This window comes from Nocardia sp. NPDC087230, from assembly GCF_044744725.1.
Lineage (GTDB): Bacteria > Actinomycetota > Actinomycetes > Mycobacteriales > Mycobacteriaceae > Nocardia > Nocardia canadensis.
Genome location: NZ_JBIUYV010000002.1, coordinates 746405 through 766635, shown reverse-complemented (window position 1 = coordinate 766635; position 20231 = coordinate 746405). Strand labels below are relative to the sequence as shown.

Annotated in this window: 19 protein-coding genes and 1 tRNA gene; 12 read left to right on the top strand and 8 right to left on the bottom strand. The window is 68.3% G+C overall.

Annotated elements, in window-relative coordinates; translation table 11 throughout:
- Positions 1-58: 58 nt before the first annotated feature.
- Positions 59-1006: a prephenate dehydrogenase gene (locus ACIO52_RS09815; RefSeq protein WP_402642980.1), complete on the bottom strand. Its 948-nt coding sequence runs from the start codon at positions 1004-1006 to the stop codon at positions 59-61.
- 58 nt (positions 1007-1064) lie between these two features.
- Here ACIO52_RS09815 and ACIO52_RS09810 point away from each other — a divergent pair, with 58 nt between their 5' ends.
- The 4 genes from ACIO52_RS09810 to ACIO52_RS09795 all read left to right on the top strand — a co-directional run bounded on the left by ACIO52_RS09810 (position 1065) and on the right by ACIO52_RS09795 (position 2565).
- Entirely contained in the window at positions 1065-1604 is a 540-nt protein-coding gene (locus tag ACIO52_RS09810) for a tRNA adenosine deaminase-associated protein (RefSeq protein WP_218721287.1), read from the top strand.
- A gap of 11 nt (positions 1605-1615) precedes the next feature.
- On the top strand, positions 1616-2050 hold the full coding sequence (locus tag ACIO52_RS09805; RefSeq protein ID WP_218721346.1) for a nucleoside deaminase: 435 nt from the start codon (positions 1616-1618) through the stop codon (positions 2048-2050).
- Positions 2051-2096: 46 nt separating this feature from the next.
- A tRNA-Ser gene (locus tag ACIO52_RS09800) sits at positions 2097-2187 on the top strand.
- A gap of 186 nt (positions 2188-2373) precedes the next feature.
- Positions 2374-2565, top strand: coding sequence for a hypothetical protein (locus ACIO52_RS09795; protein ID WP_218721347.1), 192 nt, complete (start codon positions 2374-2376; stop codon positions 2563-2565).
- A 120-nt stretch (positions 2566-2685) separates the two neighbouring features.
- On the opposite strand, the gene ACIO52_RS09790 is transcribed toward ACIO52_RS09795, so the two are convergent.
- Entirely contained in the window at positions 2686-4974 is a 2289-nt protein-coding gene (locus ACIO52_RS09790; protein WP_402642976.1) for an MMPL family transporter, read from the bottom strand.
- 172 nt (positions 4975-5146) lie between these two features.
- Positions 5147-7441: an MMPL family transporter gene (locus tag ACIO52_RS09785; RefSeq protein ID WP_218721289.1), complete on the bottom strand. Its 2295-nt coding sequence runs from the start codon at positions 7439-7441 to the stop codon at positions 5147-5149.
- 200 nt (positions 7442-7641) lie between these two features.
- Here ACIO52_RS09785 and ACIO52_RS09780 point away from each other — a divergent pair, with 200 nt between their 5' ends.
- The 5 genes from ACIO52_RS09780 to tgt all read left to right on the top strand — a co-directional run bounded on the left by ACIO52_RS09780 (position 7642) and on the right by tgt (position 13793).
- A complete protein-coding gene (locus ACIO52_RS09780) occupies positions 7642-8238 on the top strand; it encodes a TetR/AcrR family transcriptional regulator (protein ID WP_218721290.1) in 597 nt (198 codons plus the stop codon).
- A gap of 47 nt (positions 8239-8285) precedes the next feature.
- Positions 8286-8762 carry an Rrf2 family transcriptional regulator gene (locus tag ACIO52_RS09775; protein WP_218721291.1) on the top strand — a complete coding sequence of 159 codons (477 nt, stop codon included), beginning with the start codon at positions 8286-8288 and terminating at the stop codon, positions 8760-8762.
- An 81-nt stretch (positions 8763-8843) separates the two neighbouring features.
- The gene (locus ACIO52_RS09770) at positions 8844-10577 is read left to right on the top strand and encodes an ABC transporter ATP-binding protein (RefSeq protein WP_218721292.1); all 1734 of its coding nucleotides are present in this window, start codon (positions 8844-8846) and stop codon (positions 10575-10577) included.
- Complete coding sequence (locus tag ACIO52_RS09765; protein WP_218721293.1) at positions 10574-12481, top strand: ABC transporter ATP-binding protein; 1908 nt, start codon at positions 10574-10576, stop codon at positions 12479-12481. Before ACIO52_RS09770 ends, ACIO52_RS09765 begins: the two co-directional genes overlap by 4 nt.
- Positions 12482-12539: 58 nt before the next feature.
- Positions 12540-13793: a tRNA guanosine(34) transglycosylase Tgt gene (gene tgt / locus ACIO52_RS09760; protein ID WP_218721294.1), complete on the top strand. Its 1254-nt coding sequence runs from the start codon at positions 12540-12542 to the stop codon at positions 13791-13793.
- Between the two features lie 33 nt (positions 13794-13826).
- Here the strand turns inward: tgt and ACIO52_RS09755 are convergent, their stop codons facing one another.
- A complete protein-coding gene (locus ACIO52_RS09755; protein ID WP_374104915.1) occupies positions 13827-14600 on the bottom strand; it encodes a queuosine precursor transporter in 774 nt (257 codons plus the stop codon).
- Between the two features lie 62 nt (positions 14601-14662).
- Here ACIO52_RS09755 and ACIO52_RS09750 point away from each other — a divergent pair, with 62 nt between their 5' ends.
- Positions 14663-15220: a DUF4190 domain-containing protein gene (locus tag ACIO52_RS09750; protein ID WP_316573175.1), complete on the top strand. Its 558-nt coding sequence runs from the start codon at positions 14663-14665 to the stop codon at positions 15218-15220.
- A 68-nt stretch (positions 15221-15288) separates the two neighbouring features.
- Here the strand turns inward: ACIO52_RS09750 and ACIO52_RS09745 are convergent, their stop codons facing one another.
- Genes ACIO52_RS09745 through ACIO52_RS09735 form a run of 3 tightly spaced genes read right to left on the bottom strand, consistent with a single transcriptional unit; the run spans position 15289 to position 17464 of the window.
- A complete protein-coding gene (locus ACIO52_RS09745) occupies positions 15289-15996 on the bottom strand; it encodes an RDD family protein (RefSeq protein WP_402642969.1) in 708 nt (235 codons plus the stop codon).
- Between the two features lie 43 nt (positions 15997-16039).
- Positions 16040-16966 (bottom strand): tRNA glutamyl-Q(34) synthetase GluQRS, encoded by a 927-nt coding sequence (gene gluQRS / locus ACIO52_RS09740; protein WP_316573177.1) that lies wholly within the window; start codon positions 16964-16966, stop codon positions 16040-16042.
- A 9-nt stretch (positions 16967-16975) separates the two neighbouring features.
- Positions 16976-17464: a DUF309 domain-containing protein gene (locus ACIO52_RS09735; protein WP_316573178.1), complete on the bottom strand. Its 489-nt coding sequence runs from the start codon at positions 17462-17464 to the stop codon at positions 16976-16978.
- 431 nt (positions 17465-17895) lie between these two features.
- Between ACIO52_RS09735 and ACIO52_RS09730 the strand changes: the two genes are divergently transcribed.
- Complete coding sequence (locus tag ACIO52_RS09730; protein ID WP_308248653.1) at positions 17896-18093, top strand: DUF397 domain-containing protein; 198 nt, start codon at positions 17896-17898, stop codon at positions 18091-18093.
- Positions 18094-18180: 87 nt separating this feature from the next.
- Positions 18181-19623: a wax ester/triacylglycerol synthase domain-containing protein gene (locus ACIO52_RS09725; protein WP_402642964.1), complete on the top strand. Its 1443-nt coding sequence runs from the start codon at positions 18181-18183 to the stop codon at positions 19621-19623.
- On the opposite strand, the gene ACIO52_RS09720 is transcribed toward ACIO52_RS09725, so the two are convergent.
- Positions 19620-20090, bottom strand: coding sequence for a helix-turn-helix transcriptional regulator (locus ACIO52_RS09720; protein WP_316573180.1), 471 nt, complete (start codon positions 20088-20090; stop codon positions 19620-19622). The genes ACIO52_RS09725 and ACIO52_RS09720 overlap by 4 nt on opposite strands.
- Positions 20091-20231: the final 141 nt, after the last annotated feature.

Here is a 20231-nt window from a genome sequence, read left to right as displayed (position 1 = left end):
AATCGGCCGGTGTGGGACCGGCTTCCACCGCCCGGCACGGGCGACCGCGCGCTCGGGTTCACAGTGCGCGCAGCACCCCGCCACGCTGTCCGGCTCGGTGTAGCTCGGTGAGCCAGTCGGCCGCACCCGGGACGATCCCGGTGATCTCCCAGCGCGTGCGCTGCTCGTACGCGGTACGGCCGCGGTAACCCGCCTCGACAACCTCGCCGAGGCTGCCGTCCGCGCGCAGCGCGTCCCTGGCGGTGACCAGCGCGGCGATGGTCTCGTCGAGCACCTGGCCGAGCGCGGTGGCGTTCGGTTCGCAGATGGCGCGCACGAGACCGGGCGCGGTACCGGCGACGCGGGTGCCGTCGCGGAACGAACCGGCGGCCAGGCCGAGCGCGAGCGCCCCGCCCTCGGCGCCCGCCGCGGCCAGCGCCTCGGCCAGCACGTGCGGCAGGTGCGAGATGCGCGCGACAGCCTGATCGTGTTCGTCGGCGACCACCGGAACCACCACCGACCCGCAGTCCAGCGCCAGCCGCACGACCCGTTCCCACGGCTCGGCCCGCGTGCCCTCGTCCACGCCGACCGCCCACACCGCGTCGCGGAACAGTTCGGGATCGGTTGCCGCCCAGCCGGATTCGGAGGTGCCGGTCATGGGGTGCCCGCCGACGAAATTCGCCGCCAGCCCGTGCTTGCGGACCGCGTCGACGACCGGGCGCTTGATGCTCACCACGTCGGTCACCGGGCAGTTGGGGGCGATCTCGGCGATCTCGGCCAGCAGCTGTTCGACCGCGGGCATCGGCACCGCGACCACCAGCAGCGCATCCTCGCCGGCGGCTCGGCGCAGCACCGCGGACAGGTCGGTCGACACGTCGAAACCATCGCGACGCGCCGCGTCGGCACCCGAGTCCGAGCGGTTGTAGCCGTACGCCGGGTACCCCGCCGCGACCGCGGCGCGCAGCAGTGAGCCGCCGATCAAACCGGTTCCGAGGACGCAGACAGCGGCACGCTGGTCGAGGGTCATCGGAACAGATTGGCACACGAGTTCATCATTACGGGCGGGACAGACTACCGTTTGGTCCATGGCAGCACAGCGCTCGGGCACGAACAGGGCGACGTCGGACGACGACTTCGACGTCGAAGGGTTCGCAGTGGCGGTGGTCCGCGAAGAAGGCACGTGGCGGTGCAGTCCGCTCAGCCACGATGCGCTCCTCGACCTGTCGGTCGCGGAGACGGAGCTGAAGGCATTGCGCAGCTCGGGGGCGGTATTCGGGCTGCTCGACGTCGATGACGAGTTCTTCATCGTGTTGCGTCCGGCGCCGAGCGGCACCCGCCTGCTCGTCTCGGACGCGACTGCGGCGATCGACTACGACATCGCCGCCGACGTCCTCGACGCACTCAATGTGGAAATCCCCGACATCGACCCCGACGACCTCGACGACGTCGAGCCGTGGGAAGAGGGCGACCTGGGCGTGCTGGCCGACCTCGGCCTGCCCGAGCCGGTGCTCAGCGTGATCCTGGCCGAGACCGACCTCTACCCCGACGAGCAGCTCGGCATGATCGCCCAGCGGCTCGGTTTCGCCACCGAATTCGCGGCGGTCCTGGACAAACTGCCTCGGTGACCGACGAGGACATGGTGCGCGCCGCGATCGCGGCCGCCGCCGACGCCGACCCGCGTGATGTGCCGGTCGGCGCCGTCGTCTTCGACGCCGAGGGGCGCGAGCTCGCGCGCGCGAGCAACGCCAGGGAGGCCCTCGGCGATCCGACCGCGCACGCCGAGGTGCTCGCGTTGCGGGCCGCGGCCGCCGTGCACGGCGACGGCTGGCGGTTGGCGGGCGCGACGCTGGCGGTCACCCTGGAGCCGTGCACGATGTGCGCGGGCGCGCTGGTGTTGGCTCGGGTGGGCAAGGTCGTGTTCGGCGCCTGGGAGCCCAAGACCGGCGCCGTCGGCTCGCTCTGGGACGTCGTGCGCGACCGCAGGCTCAACCATCGTCCCGAGGTGCGGGGCGGGATCCTCGAAGCGGAGTGCGTCGCCCTCCTGGACGATTTCTTTCGAACTCAGCGCTGACCAGCCGATTTAACGATCCGGCACCCCCTCCGGTATCGTAGTCGGCGGTGGCGTGTCCGAGCGGCCTAAGGAGCACGCCTCGAAAGCGTGTGACGGGTAACCCCCGTCCGAGGGTTCAAATCCCTCCGCCACCGCCACAGAGCCCCTCACCTGATATGCCAGGTGAGGGGCTCTTTTTCGTCGGCTGTTCACGCGGTACGGCCCCGCCCGCCGGGGCTGTACGTAATAGACTGGTAGTACCGAAATCCGGGAAGGAACGATGTCTTATGCGCGGGCGACAGCCGCCACCCGCGAAGTCCGGGATCGGGCTCGGGGGGAAGCTCATGGTTCTGGTCGTGCTGGGCTGGGTAGCCGTCGGGCTGCTCGCCGCGGGCCAGCGACACTACTTCGCCCACCTGCCCAAGGAGTGCTCCGACTGGGCGACGATCGCGGTGACCGCCGCCGCGGGTCCGGCCAACTATGTCGGCCTGAACCCGCGGGTCAGCCAGTGCGAGGTACCCCAACCGAGCCAGTGATATAGGCGGCTGGCGCCGCGGGGTTTCCGGCCCTTGGTGCCTCGAATCCGAGGGGCGATACTGCGCCTTCGGCGGTACGTCTCGCCCCTCGGATTCGAGGCGGCCGGAAACCCCGGGTGGTCAGGTGCGGGCGGGGACGGGGGTCTTTTCCTGCTCTTGTAGTTCCCGCAGGCGAGCGCCCTCGACGTCGATGTCGGGGACGATCTTGTCCAGCCACTTCGGCATCCACCATGCCCATTTGCCGAGCAGCACCAGCAGCGCGGGGATGAGCACCATGCGGACGACGAAGGCGTCGAGGGCGACACCGGCGGCGAGCGCGAAGCCCATGGACTTGGCGGTGACGTCGGACTCCAGCAGGAACGAGCCGAACACCGAGATCATGATGATCGCCGCCGAGGTCACCACGCGCGCGCCGTGGTGATAGCCCTTGACCACGGCCTCGGTGGGATCGGCGCCGTGCACGTACTCCTCGCGCATGCGGGTCACCAGGAACACCTGGTAGTCCATGGCCAGGCCGAATACCAAGCCGATCAACATGATCGGCAGGAAGCTGACCAGCGGATGCGGGTCCTCGATGAGACCGAGCTCGCCCTCCTGGAAGATCAGCACGGTCGCGCCGAAGGTGGCTGCCATGGACAGCAGGAAACCGAGCGCGGCCGTCAGCGGGACCAGGATCGAGCGGAACACCAGGATCAGCAGGACGAACGCCGCGCCCGCCACGATCGCCATGTACGGGACGATCTTGCTGAGCAGGACGTGGTCGATATCGGCGTAGATCGCGGTGCTGCCGGTGATGCCGTAGGACATCTTGTACTGCTCGTTCAGCGCGGGTTCGGCATCGCGCGCCGACTGCACCAGGTCCTTGGTCGACTGCGCGTTGGGCCCGGCGTTGGGGATGCCGTTGATCAGCGCGCCCGCGCCGTCCTGGCTGAGCTGCGGCTCGGTGACCAGCTCCATGTCCGGATAGGACTGTAGCTTCTCGCGCAACGCGAGCAGCGCGGCTTCGCGCTGGTCGACGGGGGTGTCGCTGAGGTCGACAGCGATCTGCAGGATGCCGTTGCTGCCCTCGCCGAAGCCCTCGGTGCGCAGGTCGTAGGCCTTGCGGACGGTGGTCGACTTGGGCAGGCTGTCCTCGCCGGGCAGGCCGAGGTTCAGGTTGATCGCCGGCGCGGCCAGCAAGCCGAGCACCACGATGGCCAGCCCCATCGTCACGGCGGGCCATCTGGCGATGACCTTGGCCACCCGGGTGCCGTTGGTGACGACGCTGTCGTCCTCGGGATCGTGCTGGGCGATCAGCGGCAGCTTCGGTGTGAACAGGAACTTGCCGAACGCGCCGAGCAGCGCCGGCATCAGCGTGATCGCGGTGAGCACCGCGAACGCGGCCGCGATCGCGCCGCCCAGACCCATGAAGGTCAGGAACCGCACGCCGACGATGCTCAGCCCGACCAGCGCGATGATGACCGTCAGCCCGGCGAACACCACCGCCGATCCGGCCGTGCCCAGCGCCGTGCCCGCCGCCTCCTCGGCCGAATCCTGCACCGCCAGTTCGTGCTTGTACCTCGACACGATGAACAGCGCGTAGTCGATCGAGAGCGCGATGCCGATCATCGAGGCCAGGAACGTGGTGAAGCTGGGGATCGAGAGCACCGAGGTGGACAGGAAGATCAGCGAGGTGGCCGCGCCGAGGCCGACGATCGCGGTGATGATCGGCACGAACGCGGCGACGATCGCGCCGAACGCGACGACCATGACCACCAGCGCCACCAGCATGCCGATCATCTCGGACTTGCCGCTGGGCATCTCCTGTTCCATCGCGATGGTGCCGCTGATCTCGACCGTCAGCCCGGCCGCGCGGGCGGCGTCACCGACGGCGTAGGCGGCGTCGCGGTCCTCGGCCGTGATATCGGCGAATTCCTTGATCGTGAACGGCACGCTGAAGTACGCGACGGTGTCGGGGTCGGTCTTGTTCAGCACGTTCAGCGGTGCGCCGCTGCACGTCGACGGGTCGCGCTCGGCCCCGAGACAGCCCATCTCCTCGGTCATCGCGATCGGATTCGGGATCGGCTTGCTGTGATCGACGATGTCGAGCTGATCGAGCCGGGCGATCATCGCGTCGAGCGCCTGCTTGTTCGCCGGGTCGGTGAGCTTCTGCCCGGCCGGCGCGCCGACGACGTAGGTGCCGGTCACGGCGTCGAAGGCGAAGGCCTCCGACATGCCGGGGAAGTGTTTGTCGAGGATCTCGGTCGCCCGTTCCGACGGCAGGTTGGGCATGCTGAAGTCGTCGGTCATCGGTTTCTGGAGCTGCGCGCCGAGGGCGCCGAGCACCAGGAAACAGATCAACCAGACGGATAGCACGATCCATTTGCGGCGAAAGGCCAGCTTGCCCCACCGGTACAGATAGACGGACACGGTTTTTCTCCTCGCGGTGATCGGTGCGGAGCGGGAGGTAGAGCCGGGTCTAACCAGTCCGAGTCTGGTGCCAGGCCACCGCGATATCAAGCAACCTGCCAGGCGCGACGGGCGAAAAAGCAGGACGACCCCGCGATCCTGAGGGATCGCGGGGTCGTCCGGTTCGAGTGGGTCAGGAGACCGGAAGCGGCTGCTTCACCGTCTCGGCGCCCTGGTTACGCAGCTGTTCGAGCTTGGAACCCTCGACGTCGATATCGGGCAGGATGCGGTCGAGCCACTTCGGGATCCACCACGACCACTTGCCCATGATGACCAGCAGCGCGGGCACCACGACCATGCGGACGATGAAGGCGTCGATCGCCACACCGGCGGCCAGCGCGAAGCCGAAGGACTTCGCGGTGACGTCGGTCTCCAGGATGAACGAGCCGAACACCGAGATCATGATGATCGCCGCCGAGGTCACGACGCGGGCGCCGTGGTGGTAGCCGGAGACCATCGCGTCCTTGGGCGACTTGCCGTGCACGAATTCCTCGCGCATGCGGGTCACCAGGAACACCTGGTAGTCCATGGCCAGGCCGAATACCAAGCCGATCAACATGATCGGCAGGAAGCTGACCAGCGGCTGCGGGTCCTCGATCAGGCCGAGCTTGCCCTGCTGGAAGATCAGCACGGTGGCGCCGAAGGTGGCCGCCATCGAGAGCAGGAAGCCCAGGGCCGCGGTGAGCGGGACCAGGATCGAGCGGAACACCAGGATCAGCAGGATGAACGCGGCACCGGCCACGATCGCCAGGTACGGCACGATCTTGCTGAGCAGGACGTGGTCGACATCGGCGTAGATGGCGGTGGTGCCGGTGATGCCGTACTCCATGCCGAACTGCGCCTCGAGGTCGGCTTCGGCGCCGCGCGCCTCGGCGACCAGATCCTTGGTGGCCTGGTTGTTCGGGCCCGACTTCGGCACGCCGTTGAGCATGGCGCCCTGCTTGTTCTCGCTCCACTGCGGCTCGGTCACGTAGTCCATGCCGTCGTAGGAGGCGAGCTTGTCGCGCAGCGCGCCGACCGCGGCCTCACGCTGGCTTTCCGGCACCGCGCTCAGGTCGGTGACGACCATCAGCACGCCGTTGCTGCCCTCGCCGAAGCCCTCGGTGCGCAGCTCGTAGGCCTTGCGGACGGTGGAGGTCTTCGGGGCCGAGTCCTCGCCGGGCAGACCAAGGTTCAGGCCCGCGGCGGGTGCGGCGAGCGCGCCGAGCACGACGACCGACAGGATCAGCGCGACCCACGGGGCCTTGCCGATCAGGCGGGCGAAACGCTGGCCGTTGGTGACCGAGCTCTCGTCCTCGGGATCGTGCTGGGCGACCAGCGGCAGCTTCGGCTTGAACAGGTACTTGCCGAAGGCGCCCATCAGCGCGGGCATCAGGGTGATCGCGGTGAGCACCGCGAAGCCGGCCGCGATGGCGCCGCCCAGACCCATGAAGGTCAGGAACTGCACGCCGACGATGCTGAGCGCGCCGAGCGCGATGATGACGGTCAGACCGGCGAACACGACGGCCGAACCGGCGGTGCCGAGCGCGGTACCCGCGGCTTCCTCGGCCGAGTCACGCACGGCCAGTTCGTGTTTGTACCTGGACACGATGAACAGCGCGTAGTCGATCGACAGCGCGATACCGATCATCGAGGCGAGGAAGGTGGTGAAGCTGGGGACCTCGATCACCGAGGTGCCGAGCATGATCAGCGAGGTCGCGGCGCCGAGGCCGACGATGGCGGTGACGATCGGGACGACGGCGGCGACGATGGCGCCGAAGGCGACCACCATCACGATCAGGGCCACGCCCATGCCGATCAGCTCGGACTTGCCGCTCGGCTGCTCCTGCTCCATCGCGATCGAGCCGCTGAGCTCGACGGTCAGGCCGGCGTTGCGCGCTTCGGCGGCGACCTCGTAGGCGGCGTCGCGCTCGACGTCGGTGACATCGGTGACGCCCTCGATACTGAACGGCACGTTCAGCACCGCGACGCTGTCCGGCGCGGTCGAGCTCAGCACGTTGAGCGGTGCGCCCGAGCACTTCGACGGGTCGGGGTTGGCGAGACAGCCCATCTTGTCGGTCATCTCGATGGGGCTCATCAGCGGCTTCGAGTGATCGACGATCGGCAGCTCACCGAGCTTGGTGATGAGCGCGTCGACGGCGGCGCGGTTGGCCGGATCGGTGAGCTTCTGGCCCTCCGGGGCGCCGATCACGTAGGTGCCGGACACGGCGTCGAACTTGAACTGCTCGGACATGCCCGGGAAGTGCTTGTCGAGGATCTCGTTCGCACGGGCCGACGGCAGCGACGGCATGCTGAAGTCGTTGGTCATCGGCTTGCTCAGGGTGGCGCCGACGCCGCCGAGCAGCAGGAACAGCAACAACCAGACCGGTAGCACGATCCATTTGCGGCGGAAAGCGAACTTTCCCCATCTGTACAGGTATACGGACACGAGGGTGCTCCTAGCGCGAAGAACTCGGGTGGGATCAGGCTCGTAGACAGCACTTGCGGGTCTCCCCTGACGACCCGCCTCCACATCGTCGTTTTCTGCCTACCGTGCGGTAGGTAGACTACCGATTCAGTAAGTGGAGAGGCAACCTCAATTTCGGGGGCGCCGCGTAAGTCACACGCAGTGATGGGAGGATTGAATACATGGCTCCCCGAGACACCGTCGACGCCGTTTCCGCAGGTGGAGGCACTAAGCAGGCTATCCGCGACGCCGCGGTACAGCTTTTCGGCGCCAAGGGTTTCGAGCAGACGAGCCTGCGCGAGGTCGCCGATATGGTGGGGATCACAAAGGCTTCGCTCTACTACCACTACGCGTCGAAGCTGGATCTGCTCCTCGCGATCATCGATCCGATCATCGATCACATGCGCGACATCGTCACCGACATCGACGCGGTCCCCTACGACGACGAGGGCATCCGCGCGGTGCTGCGGACGTACCTGCGCGGGATGATCCGGCACCGCGCGGCGGGCGCGCTGTGCGTGCGCGACACCGCGGCGATCGTCAACGCCATCGCCGATCGCTACCCCGATCTGATGGAGCCGACCAGGGAACTGCGCACCTGGCTGGCCGGTCCCGACCCGGATCAGGAAGCCATGCTGCGCGCGGCCGCGGCCATCGAGGTGCTCGGGGTCGCGCTGCTGTCATCGGAGCTGGCGCCCGGCGCGACCGATGAGATGGTGGAGAAGACCCTGCTCGACGCGGCGACCTGCGTGCTGACCGCCTGCGGACGGTCGGCATGATCGGGCGGCTCGCCGCTCCCGCCCGGCCGACCGCGTAAGTTCGACTCGTGCATATCACCGCCAGGGTCGATTACGCGGTGCGAACGCTGCTGGAGCTCGCCGCGGCCGACGGCGTCGTCAAGGCCGAGGCGATCGCCGCCGCCGCGCAGATCCCGCCGAAGGTACTCGAGACCGTGCTGGCCGAGCTGCGCCGCGCCGACCTCGTGCTGAGCAGGCGCGGTCCCGACGGCGGCTACCGCCTCGGCAGGCCCGCCCCGGAGATCTCGGTGGCCGACGTGATCCGCGCCGTCGAATCGCCGCTGGCCTCGGTGCGCGGGCAGCGCCCCGAGGACGTGCGCTATCCCGGCGCCGCCGAACCGTTGCAGCAGGTATGGATCGCGCTGCGGGTCAACATCAGGGCCGTGCTGGAGAACGTCTCCATCGCCGATATCGCCACCGACCGGCTGCCGGGTTTCATCGGCGAGCTGATCGCCGACCCCGGCGCCTGGGTGCGGCGCGAGCCGCGCACGCCCGCCGGCGCGTAATTCGTCCACAGGCCGGACTTGTCCACAGGGCGGTAAAAGTCGGCGGCGACGCTCACCCGCACGCGGTAGCCTGCGACCACCATGTTGATCACCCTGCTGCGGACCTACCTGGCCCCGTACCGCGCTCAGCTGGCCGGTGTCCTCGTGCTCCAGCTGATCTCGGTCATCGCGATGCTCTACCTGCCCAGCCTCAACGCCGACCTCATCGACAACGGCGTGACCAAGGGCGATATCGGCTACATCTGGTCCACCGGCCTGTTCATGCTCGCGGTCAGCTGCGTGCAGATCGTGGCCTCGTCGGCGTCGGTGTACCTCGGCGCCCAGGCGGCCATGGGAGCGGGCCGCGATATGCGCGGTGGCGTGCTGCACCGGGTCGAGACCTTCTCGGCCAGGGAAGTCGGCATGTTCGGCGCGCCCTCGCTGATCACCCGCTCGACCAATGACATCCAGCAGGTGCAGCTGCTCATCGTCATGTCGGTGACGATTCTGGTGATGGCGCCGATCATGTGCGTCGGCGGCATCATCATGGCGCTGCGCGAAGATCTGGGCCTGTCCTGGCTGCTGCTGATCGCGGTCCCCGCGCTGGCGTTGGCCATGGGCACGATCGTGGCCCGCATGGTGCCCGGCTTCCGGCAGATGCAGGCGCGCATCGATGAGGTGAACCGGGTGCTGCGCGAGCAGATCACCGGCATCAGGGTGGTGCGGGCGTTCGTGCGCGAACGCCAGGAGATCTGGCGCTTCGGGATGGCCAACACCGCGCTCACCGACGCCTCGCTGCGCGTCGGCAAGCTGATGGCGCTGATGTTCCCGACGGTCATGCTGATCAGCAACGTCACCGCCGTCGCGGTGATCTGGTTCGGCGGTCACCACGTCGACAACGGCACCATGCAGATCGGCTCGCTCACCGCGATGCTGTCCTACATCATGCAGATCCTGATGGCCGTCATGATGGCCTCGTTCCTGGCGATGATGGCGCCGCGCGCCGCCGTCTCGGCAGACCGGATCGGCGGGGTACTCGAGACCGAGTCCTCGGTCCGGCCGCCGCGGCTGCCGCAGCCCTTCGCCGCCGACCCGGCCGCGGTCGATGTCCAGTTCGCCGAGTTCGCCTTCCCCGGTGCGGAGAAGCCGGTGCTGCGCGGCATCCGGTTCCAGGTCGCCCCCGGCACGACGACCGCGATCGTCGGCGCCACCGGCTCCGGCAAGACCACCCTGATCAACCTGATCCCGCGGCTGATCGACGTCACCGACGGCGCGGTCTACCTCGGCGGCACCGACGTGCGCCACCTCGATCTCGAACTCCTGCGCGGCGGCATCGGACTGGTCCCGCAGAAGGCGTACCTGTTCTCCGGCACCATCGCGAGCAACCTGCGCTACGGCAAGCCCGAGGCCACCGACGCGGAACTGTGGCACGCGCTCGAGGTGGCCCAGGCGGCCGACTTCGTGCGCGAGATGCCGCAGGGGCTCGACACCCCGGTCGCCCAGGGCGGCACCACCGTCTCGGGCGGGCAGCGGCAGCGCCTGTGCATCGCCCGCGCGCTGGTGCGCAGGCCGCGCGTCTACCTGTTCGACGACTCGTTCTCGGCGCTCGACGTCGCCACCGACGCCAGGCTGCGTGCCGCGCTCAAGCCCGAGACCGCCGACGCGTCGGTGCTCATCGTCGCCCAGCGGATCGCGACCGTTCGCGACGCCGACCAGATCGTCGTCCTGGAGGACGGCGCGATGGCGGGCATCGGCACGCACGACCAGTTGATGCAGCGATGTCCCGAATACCGCGAGATCGTCGAGTCCCAGCTCAGTGTGGAGGAGGCTCGATGAGGCCCGGTGCTCCGGTACCCGGCGCGCCGGGTACGAAGGCCAAGTCGTTCGGACCGTCGCTCAAGCGCCTGCTGCGCAGGCTCGCGCCGGAACGCCTCGCCGTCGGCGTGATCGTCGCGCTGGTGATCACCTCGGTGGTGCTCAACACGCTCGGCCCCTACCTCCTCGGCAAGGCCACCAACCTGGTCTTCGACGGTTTCGTCGGCAAGCAGCTCGACCCGCGGTTCAGCAAAGAGCAGACCATCCAGATGCTGCGCGACCGCGGCGAGAACACCCGCGCCGACATGCTCTCGGCGATGAACGTCATCCCCGGCACTGGCATCGACTTCGACGCCGTCGCCCGGGTCCTGCTGATCGTGCTCACCCTGTACGTGGCGGCCTCGGTGTTCGGCTGGCTGCAGGGTTACCTGCTCAACATCGTCATCAACCGGACCGTGAAGCGGCTGCGCGACGACGTCGAGGACAAGCTGCACCGGCTGCCGCTGCGCTACTTCGACTCCGCCCCGCGCGGTGACGTGCTCAGCCGCGTCACCAACGACGTCGACAACGTCTCGCAGAGCCTGCAGCAGACGATGAGCCAGCTGCTGGTCTCGCTGTTCACCGTGGTCGGCATCCTGATCATGATGTTCTGGATCTCGCCGCTGCTGGCGCTGATCGCGCTGCTCACCGTGCCCGCGGCCATCGTCGTGACGGCGCAGATCGCCAAGCGGTCCAAGCCGCACTTCGTCGACCAGTGGAAGTTCACCGGCGCGGTGAACGCCTCGGTCGAGGAGGCCTACACCGGCCACGAGATCATCACCGCTTTCGGCCGCAGCCGCGAGGTCGGCAAGGAATTCGACGAGCGCAACCAGCAGCTCTACGACGCGAGCTTCAAGGCGCAGTTCATCTCCGGCCTGATCATGCCGGCCATCATGTTCCTGGGGAACGTGAACTTCGTGTTCATCGCGCTGGTCGGCGGCCTGCGGGTGGCCACGGGCAACCTGTCGCTGGGCGACGTCCAGGCCTTCATCCAGTACTCGCGCCAGTTCAGCCAGCCGCTCACCCAGATCGGCGCGATGGCCAACCTGCTGCAGTCCGGCGTCGCCTCGGCCGAGCGGATCTTCGAGATCCTCGACGCCGAGGAGCAGAGCCCCGACCCGGTGGTGGAGAACCAGCGCCCGGTCGATCGCGGGCGGGTCGAGTTCGAGGCGGTCTCCTTCGGCTACGACCCCGAGGTGCCGATCATCGAGCGGCTGTCGCTGGTCGCCGACCCGGGGCACGTCGTCGCCATCGTCGGCCCGACCGGCGCGGGCAAGACCACGCTGGTCAACCTGCTCATGCGCTTCTACGAGCTCGACGCGGGCACCATCTCGATCGACGACGTCGACATCACCACCATCACCCGCGACCACCTGCGCTCGCGGATCGGCATGGTGCTGCAGGACACCTGGCTGTTCAAGGGCACCATCCGGGAGAACATCGCCTACGGCAATCCGAACGCCTCCGAGCACGACATCCTGGCGGCGGCCCGCGCCGCCTACGTCGACCGGTTCGTGCACGCGCTGCCGCACGGCTACGACACGGTGATCGACGAGGAGGGCGGCGGTGTCAGCGCGGGCGAGAAGCAGCTGATCACCATCGCCCGCGCGTTCCTGGCCAAGCCGTCGATCCTGATCCTCGACGAGGCGACCAGCTCGGTCGACACCCGCACCGAACTGCTGGTCCAGCACGCGACCGCGGCCCTGCGCCGCGACCGCACCAGCTTCGTCATCGCGCATCGCCTCTCCACCATCCGCGACGCCGACCTGATCGTGGTGATGGAGAAGGGCCGCATCGTCGAGCACGGCTCGCACGAGCGGCTGCTCGAGGAGCGCGGCGCGTACTACCGCCTCTACAACGCGCAGTTCGCGGCGGCGGAACTGTAGGAGACCGGCGCGTCACCCGGGCGGGTGACGCGCCGGGCAGTCCTGGCACGATGGGCAGGTGGCCGATCCCAGCGAGTTCTCCTTCTCCGTAGGCACCCGTCTCGACCGCGGGCGCCACGGCCGTACCGGCGTCATCGGTACCCCGCACGGCGAGATCGCCACGCCCGCGTTCATCCCGGTGGGCACCAAGGCGTCGGTGAAGGCGGTGCTGCCGGAGACGATGAAGGACCTCGGCGCGCAGGCACTGCTGGCCAACGCCTATCACCTGTACCTGCAGCCGGGCGCCGACATCGTCGACGAGGCGGGCGGTCTCGGTACCTTCATGAACTGGTCCGGCCCGACCTTCACCGACAGCGGCGGCTTCCAGGTGATGTCGCTGGGCGTCGGGTTCAAGAAGGTGCTCGCGATGGAAGCGGTCGACATCCGCTCCGACGAGGTGATCGCCGAGGGCAAGGAGCGCCTGGCCACCGTCGACGACGACGGCGTCACCTTCCGCTCGCACCTGGACGGTTCCAAGCACCGCTTCACCCCCGAGGTGTCGATGGGCATCCAGCATCAGCTCGGCGCCGACATCATGTTCGCCTTCGACGAGCTGACCACCCTGCTGAACACTCGCGGCTACCAGGAGAAATCGCTGCAGCGCACGCACGAGTGGGCGCAGCGCTGCATCGACGAGCACGAGAAGCTCACCGGCGAGCGCGGGCACCGTCCCTACCAGGCGCTGTTCGCGGTGATCCAGGGCGCCCAGTACGAAGACTTGCGGCGCAAGGCCTGTCGCGAGCTCGAGGAGATCCGGGGTGCCGGCGGAACGGAGTTCGACGGCTACGGCATCGGCGGCGCGCTGGAGAAGCACAATCTCGGCACCATCGTCGGCTGGTGCTGTGACGAGCTGCCCGAACACAAGCCGCGCCATATGCTCGGCATCAGCGAGCCCGAGGACATGTTCGTCGCCATCGAGAACGGTGCCGACACCTTCGACTGCGTGAATCCGTCCCGGGTGGCGCGCAACGCGGCGATCTACGTGGACCAGGGCCGGTTCAACATCAACACCAGCCGCTTCCGCCGCGATTTCACCCCGATCGACGAGAACTGCGACTGCTACACCTGCGCGCACTACACCCGCGCCTACCTGCATCACCTGTTCAAGGCCAAGGAGATGCTCTCGGCCACGCTCTGCACGATCCACAACGAGCGGTTCACCGTGCGGCTGGTCGACCGGATCCGCGCCAGCATCGAGGGCGGCTACTTCGACGAGTTCAAGACCGAATTCCTCGGCCAGTGGCAAGGCCGGATCAAGGCCCCGGGGGCGTAGCGGCGGACCGGAGGCCGGTCCGCCGCGGGCCGCCTAATCGTGCAGGGCGTCGACCTCGGCCGGGCCGTAGGTCGGTTCGGTCTTCTTGAGGAGCGCGATCACGCGGTAGGTGATCGGCATGACGATGATCTCGCACAGCGTCTTCCACACGAAGCCGACGATGACGTAGTTGACGAACGACTGCCAGGTGTTGATGCCGATGGCGGTGGCGGCGATCGAGCAGAAGATCAGCGTGTCGGCGAACTCGCCGATCACCGTGGAGCCGAGCAGCCTGGCCCACAGATGCTTCTCCTTGGTGCGTTCCTTGATCAGCACCAGGGTGGCCGAGTTCAGCAGCTGGCCGACGAAGTAGCCGGCCAGGCCGGCGAGCACCAGCTGCGGGGTGGTGCCGAGGACCGTCCGGAACGCTTCCTGGTTCTCGTAGAAGCCGGCGGCGGGCAGCCGGATCGCGATCGCGAAGCACGCGACGGTCAGCAGCAGCGCGCCGAAACCGGTGTAGATGGCGTGGCGGGTGGCACGGAAGCCGTACACCTCGCTGAGCACGTCACCGAGGATGTAGGCGAGCGGGAACAGGAAGAAGGCGCCGTCGGTCGCGATCGGCAGGATCTGCAGCGGGCCCAGCATCACCGATTGGTCGGCGAAGAACTCGACGCCCTTGGTGGCGCAGATGTTGGAGATGATCAGCGTCGCCGTGAACACGGCGACGATTACCGGGTAGAACCCCCGCGCAACCTGGGCGAATGCCGCATGGTCCGGCGCGGGGCGCCCAGATTCGGCAGGTTGGTCGAGCGTGTTTGCATCAGTCACGGCTCCTATCCAACCAAGGTCGCGGTGCCTCACGGGCGCCGGTTGTGGAATACGCTGTACCAATGACGAATCCCGGCGATTCCGACGAGTGGTGGAAGCAGTACGGCGGCTCCGGCGTGTCGCCGGAGTCCGGCGCGCCGGGCTCGGTGCCGCAGTACCCGTCCGCGCAGCCGTCGCAGCCTCCCAGCTACCCGTCGACGCCGCAGTACCCGCAGCAGCCTGCCCCTCCGCCGTCGCAGCCGCAGTACCCCAGCTACCAGCAGCCCTCGGCGCCGCAGTACCCGCAGCAGCCACCGCAGCCCGCCTACGGCGCCTACCCCGCCGGGGGCGGTTACCAGCCCTACGGCGGGTTCCCGCAGCCGCAGGGCACCAACGGCCTGGCGATCGGCGCGCTGGTCTCCTCGCTGGTCGGCCTGTGCACCTGCATCGGGTCGATCGTGGGCATCGTGCTCGGTGTGATGGCGCTCAACCAGATCAAGGAGCGCGGCGGTGAAGGCCGCGGTATGGCGCTGGCCGGCATCTGGATCGGCGCGATCACCCTGGTGCTGGGTCTGCTGTACGTGGTCTTCGTCATCGTGCTCGGGGTAGCGGGCGGGCTGGATTCCTCCACCTCGTACTGACTTTCCGGAAAACGAACAGGGGCGCTTCCGTATCCGGAAGCGCCCCTGACGTTTTCGTCAGCCGGGAATCAGCCCTTGACGACCTGCGTGCCGCCGGCGAACTTGTCGTGCCAGCCCTGCTTGTTCGGGTCCTGGGAGATGGTGATCATGATGTAGATCGCCAGACCCAGGCTGATCAGGCCACCGACGCACGGGATCAGGCCGACGATCTGGAACAGGTTGCGCTTGGCCGACTGCTCCGGGGTCAGGTTCGGCGCGCCACCGGGGGCGACGACCCGCAGGCCCAGCATCTTCTTGCCCAGCGAGGTGCCCTGGGTGACTTCCATGGCGATGAAGTAGCCGTAGACCGCCAGCGAAACGACAGCGCCGCTGACGAACTGGTAGGTGTTACCGCTGAACACCAGCGCCAGCACGATCGCGAGCGGGAGGCTGACGATCAGGTTGTCGATGACGCGCGCGCCGATCCGGATGCCCAGATCGGCAGGCTGCACGCCGCCGTAACCCTGCTGGCCGTAGCCGCCCTGGCCGCCCGGGTAGGCCTGCTGGCCGTACTGGTCCTGGCCGTAGGCCGGCTGCTGCTGCTGGCCGTAGGGGTCCTGGTTGTAACCGGGCTGGGGCTGCCCGTACGGCTGCTGCTGCCCGTACGGCTGCTGCTGCCCGTATCCCGGCTGCTGCTGGCCGTAACCCGGCTGCTGCTGGCCGTAGGGGTCCTGGCCGTAGCCGCCGGGCTGACCGCCCTGCGGGTACTGGTTGGGGTCGTAACCACCGCTGGTCATAAATTCGTCCTCGTCGTGATCAGGAGATCGGTCGATGCGTACGTTACGGACATCCCTCTGGTCGGAACAACCCGATAGGCTCGAGTATCCATGGTTTTCCCGGTATCCGCGCCGGGTCGAAAACTTCACGGAGCTCGGCTGTTGTCCGCGCGGTGTAGCCGAGGGAGCCGGCGAGGGCCGCCACCACATCCTCGGGCGTGTTGCCCAGGGCGCGCTGATCCGAAAGACTCACGGCACCGTCGCGTTTGGCCAGTCGCTTGCCCTCCTGGTTGAGCACCAGCGGGACGTGCGCGTAGCTCGGCGTGGCCAGGCCGAGCAGTTCGGCGAGGTAGGCCTGGCGCGGGGTCGACGGCAACAGGTCGTCGCCGCGGACCACCTGGTCGACGCCCTGCGCCGCGTCGTCGACGACGACCGTCAGGTTGTAGGCGGGGATTCCGTCGCCCCGCCGCAGCACCAGATCGTCGACGGCGCCACGGTATTCGCCGTGCAGGAGATCGGTGATCGTGTAGTCGTCGACGTCGGCGCGTAATCGGAGTGCGCCCCGCCGTCCTTCGGCGCGCTTGGCCGCGCGCTCGGCGGCGGTGAGGTGGCGGCAGGTGCCCGGGTAGGCGCCCATCGGTCCGTGCGGCGCGGTCGCGGCCTGCTGGATCTCGCGGCGGGTGCAGAAACACTCGTAGGTGCGTCCCGCCGCGGTGAGCTCGGCGATGGCGGCGTCGTAGCGCGCGAGCCGCGCGGACTGGCGCACCACGGGGCCGTCCCAATCGATACCGATGGCGGCGAGGTCGTCGAGCTGGCGTTCGGCGGCGCCGGGGCGGACCCGATCGAGATCGTCGATCCGGAGCAGGAAGTCGCGTCCGGTCGTGCGGGCGAACAGCCACGCCAGGATCGCGGTGCGCAGATTGCCCAGGTGCAGTTCACCCGAGGGGCTCGGGGCGTACCGGCCCGCGCCGGTGGAGCGGGTGGTTGGCACCGGACCATTCTATGCGGCGGACGGGTGGCACAGGCGCGGTCGCAACTGCTCCTCGGCGATGGGGCTGCCTGTGTCCAGCGCGGCGAGCAGGACGGCGGCGTGGGCGATCAACCCGGCCCGGTCGACGTCGTGCTGCTGCGCATTCGCCGGGTAGGTCCCGAGCCGCTCGCTCGCGCGGCGCAGCAGAGTACCCGCGCCCTTGGCGTTCCCACGCTGGATGTGGGTGATGCCGACGGCGTATTGCGCCAGCCCCTGCCAGAGCATCCGCTCGGCTACCGGCCCGTTCTTCCATGCCGCCTCCAATACCTCATGGGCATTGAAAGCCAAACCGTCGTCCAGCAGTTGCTGAGCGAAGGTGAGAGTTTGCTGGGGTGCCAGCTCCAGGTCGTCCGGAATTCGGGCGACTCCGGCACTGCCGGGAGGTAGCGGCCTGCCGAGTCGGTCCCTGGGGCGGTCGTTGCGGGCACGACCTGCGGCGTCGCGATCACGGGAGATCATTCCCCCATGATCCACGGCCGCCGTTCGTGGTGCCCGCGGGGCGGCTGGGACAGTCGAGAAATTGACGTATCACGGACTAATCACATGGAAGTAAAAGTTGATGTGTCAGCCGGTTGGGGAATGGGTACAGGGGTCCGGCAATGCTCCCGCAAACGTGAAGCTTCGCAAGCTTGGCAAACCCATATGAGAAAGCAAATTCTCATCCGCAAACTTGCGGAAGACCTGCTAGTGTTTCTTCCGCGGGGGCAGCCCCCGGAGGCGGAAACGCCTCGATGCGCTGGTTCGTGCCGGTCGGTTGCGCGCACCGTGTGGCAGTGCTCTGTGTGCCACGAAGTAACTCGTCGATCGCGCCGGATATCGGAATGTTGCAACGATTCCTGGAGTAATCCCGTTCTCGATCATGCAAAGGAGTAAGTGCCGTGGAGGTTGATGTGACGGACGCTGTGTGGCGGAAGAGCACCTACAGCGGACCCGATGGGAACTGCGTGGAAGTGGCCTTTCTCGCCGGCGGCGATGTCGCGGTCCGCGACACCAAGGATCGCGGTCGCGGTCCCGTGCTGGCCTTCGGACCGGGAGAGTGGCGCGCGTTCCTAGCCGACGTCACCGCGGGAGAGTTCGCGCGCGGCTGAGCCGCACCATGCGCCTCGAGAAGGCAGCACGGGCCCCGGGTCGGTAGGACTCGGGGCCTTCTCTGTGGCGTGGCCTATCGTGGCCGGATGACCACGATGGCCGCGCGCGACGCGACGATGTTCTGGCTGTCGCGCCGCGGCGCCAATGACGTGTTCCTGCTCTACTGCTTCGCCGAAACCGGCAGCACCACAGACGAACTCCGCGCTTTCCTCGCCGCACGTTCGGCGCGTATTCCGGATCTGCGGATCCGGATTCGGGAGATTCCGGGCAACCTCGACTATCCGCGGTGGGAACCCGCCGAATTCACCGCCCAGCAATTCGTCACGCATCGTCCCAGCGGGCTCGGCTGGCCCGCGCTGCTCGACCGTGTCGGCGAACTGCTGGGTACCGGTGTGGACGGCACCGAAAGTCCTTGGCGTGTCCATGTTTTCCGCGATGTGCGCGACGCGCCCGCGTCGGCGGGGCCCGTGCTGGTCGTCGTGCTACAGATATCGCACGCCCTGGCCGACGGCACCAGAGCCGCCGCTGTCGCGCGTTCGCTGTTCGCTCCGGCGCCGGTGGGCGAAGTTATCCCCAGCTCTCCCGGTGCACCTGTGGACAACTCGGAAGATCCCCCGGTCGAGCCTGTGAAAACTCCTGCACGGCCTGTGGATTACTGGGGACAAATCTGTGCATGGGGTACCGACGCGAGAGTCGCTGGGGTGCTGAGGTTTCCCCGGCAGCTGGTGACCACCGCGCGCCGGGGACGTGCGGCGCACCGGGCCCAGCGCGAGCTCGCGGACCGCACCGCGGCGGGGAAGGTGCCCGCGCCGACCAAGGGTTTCGCGCCGAACGCGCTCAATCCGAGTGCTCCAGTAGGGGTCTTCGACCATCGGGTCCGCATGCTCGTCGTCGACGCCGAACGCATCCGCGTGCCCGGCCGCACCGTGACAGTCGTTGCCCTGACAGCGATTTCCCGCGCGCTCACCACCTACCTGGCCGAGACCGGCGACCGCCCCTACCGGCTCGGCACCGCCCTGCCGATGGCATTGCCCGGCACGGCCGCGGCGCACAACCACTACCGCGGCCTGTCGATCGATCTGCACATCGACGAACCCGACCTCGCCCTCCGCGCCGGGCTGATCGCCAACGACCTCGCGACCCGCCGCGAGCGCGCGCTGAATCCACTGCTCGCCGTGCAGGATCGGGTCGGCGCGACGGTCCCGGCGGTCTTCGCCGCCCGCGACGTGGCCAGGGCCGACCTGGACGGCGTGCCCGCCGCGCTGGACGGCAACACCGTGGTCTCCAGCGTGTACCGCGGCGCCGCCGATCTCGCGTTCGCCGGCGCTCCTGTCCTGTTCACCGGCGGTTTCCCCGCGCTCGGCACCGTCATGCATCTGACCCACGGCGTGCACGGCATCGGTGAAACCATCGCGCTGTCGGTGCATGCGGACGCCCGGGTCCTGCCCGATCCGGATCGCTATCTCGCCCTGCTCGCCGATTCGCTGGACGCGGTGGTGGCGTCGCACCGCGAGGCGAGCGGGGTCTAGTCGCGCTTCCTGGTCAGTTCGACGCCGACAGCGCGCAAGGCCGAGCGCAGCGCGGTGGCGGCGTCGGTGCCCGCGGCCTCGCCTTCCATCAGGCCGTCGATGCGGAACGGGCAGAAGTAGCCGGTTCCGTTGTCGCCCTGGTGTGGTCGGTCGATCTCGATGAGCGGCCGGGTCGCGCCGTTTCTCGTCGCTATCGCGTCGGCGAGGGCGGCGTCGGCCGCGCGTGGATCACGGCGCCGGGTGCCGGGGAGCGCGGAGGCCGACTGGGCGTGCACCCGCTCATACCAGTCGATCACCTCGGATGGCGCTGCGCGCGTGCCGGTTTCGTAGTGGCCGAGGGCCGCGCGACTGTACGGGACGCGGGTGGCCAGCGCGGTCAGGGATAGTCCGGCTTCCTCGCGGAGCTGTCGTAACCGTGCCCCGACGACGGTGGTCTCGCCGTTCCCCTGCTCGCCCCGACTGGACATGGACACACCGTAGCGAACTGTAGACGTTTGTAGACGCTTTTTGCTGTCCAAAAGGTCTTGACGACGACCATACTTTGCTGCGGTGGCTTCGACGCCACCATACCGCGCCACCCGTGCAGCACCGACTGGTTCGGAGGGGAC

Coding starts and splice junctions, on each gene's coding strand:
- ACIO52_RS09815 (WP_402642980.1), bottom strand. CDS start 1,006: ATGACCCTCGACCAGCGTGCCGCTGTCTGCGTCCTCGGAACCGGTTTG.
- ACIO52_RS09810 (WP_218721287.1), top strand. CDS start 1,065: ATGGCAGCACAGCGCTCGGGCACGAACAGGGCGACGTCGGACGACGAC.
- ACIO52_RS09805 (WP_218721346.1), top strand. CDS start 1,616: ATGGTGCGCGCCGCGATCGCGGCCGCCGCCGACGCCGACCCGCGTGAT.
- ACIO52_RS09795 (WP_218721347.1), top strand. CDS start 2,374: ATGGTTCTGGTCGTGCTGGGCTGGGTAGCCGTCGGGCTGCTCGCCGCG.
- ACIO52_RS09780 (WP_218721290.1), top strand. CDS start 7,642: ATGGCTCCCCGAGACACCGTCGACGCCGTTTCCGCAGGTGGAGGCACT.
- ACIO52_RS09770 (WP_218721292.1), top strand. CDS start 8,844: ATGTTGATCACCCTGCTGCGGACCTACCTGGCCCCGTACCGCGCTCAG.
- ACIO52_RS09765 (WP_218721293.1), top strand. CDS start 10,574: ATGAGGCCCGGTGCTCCGGTACCCGGCGCGCCGGGTACGAAGGCCAAG.
- ACIO52_RS09750 (WP_316573175.1), top strand. CDS start 14,663: ATGACGAATCCCGGCGATTCCGACGAGTGGTGGAAGCAGTACGGCGGC.
- ACIO52_RS09745 (WP_402642969.1), bottom strand. CDS start 15,996: ATGACCAGCGGTGGTTACGACCCCAACCAGTACCCGCAGGGCGGTCAG.
- ACIO52_RS09735 (WP_316573178.1), bottom strand. CDS start 17,464: ATGATCTCCCGTGATCGCGACGCCGCAGGTCGTGCCCGCAACGACCGC.
- ACIO52_RS09725 (WP_402642964.1), top strand. CDS start 18,181: ATGACCACGATGGCCGCGCGCGACGCGACGATGTTCTGGCTGTCGCGC.
- ACIO52_RS09720 (WP_316573180.1), bottom strand. CDS start 20,090: ATGTCCAGTCGGGGCGAGCAGGGGAACGGCGAGACCACCGTCGTCGGG.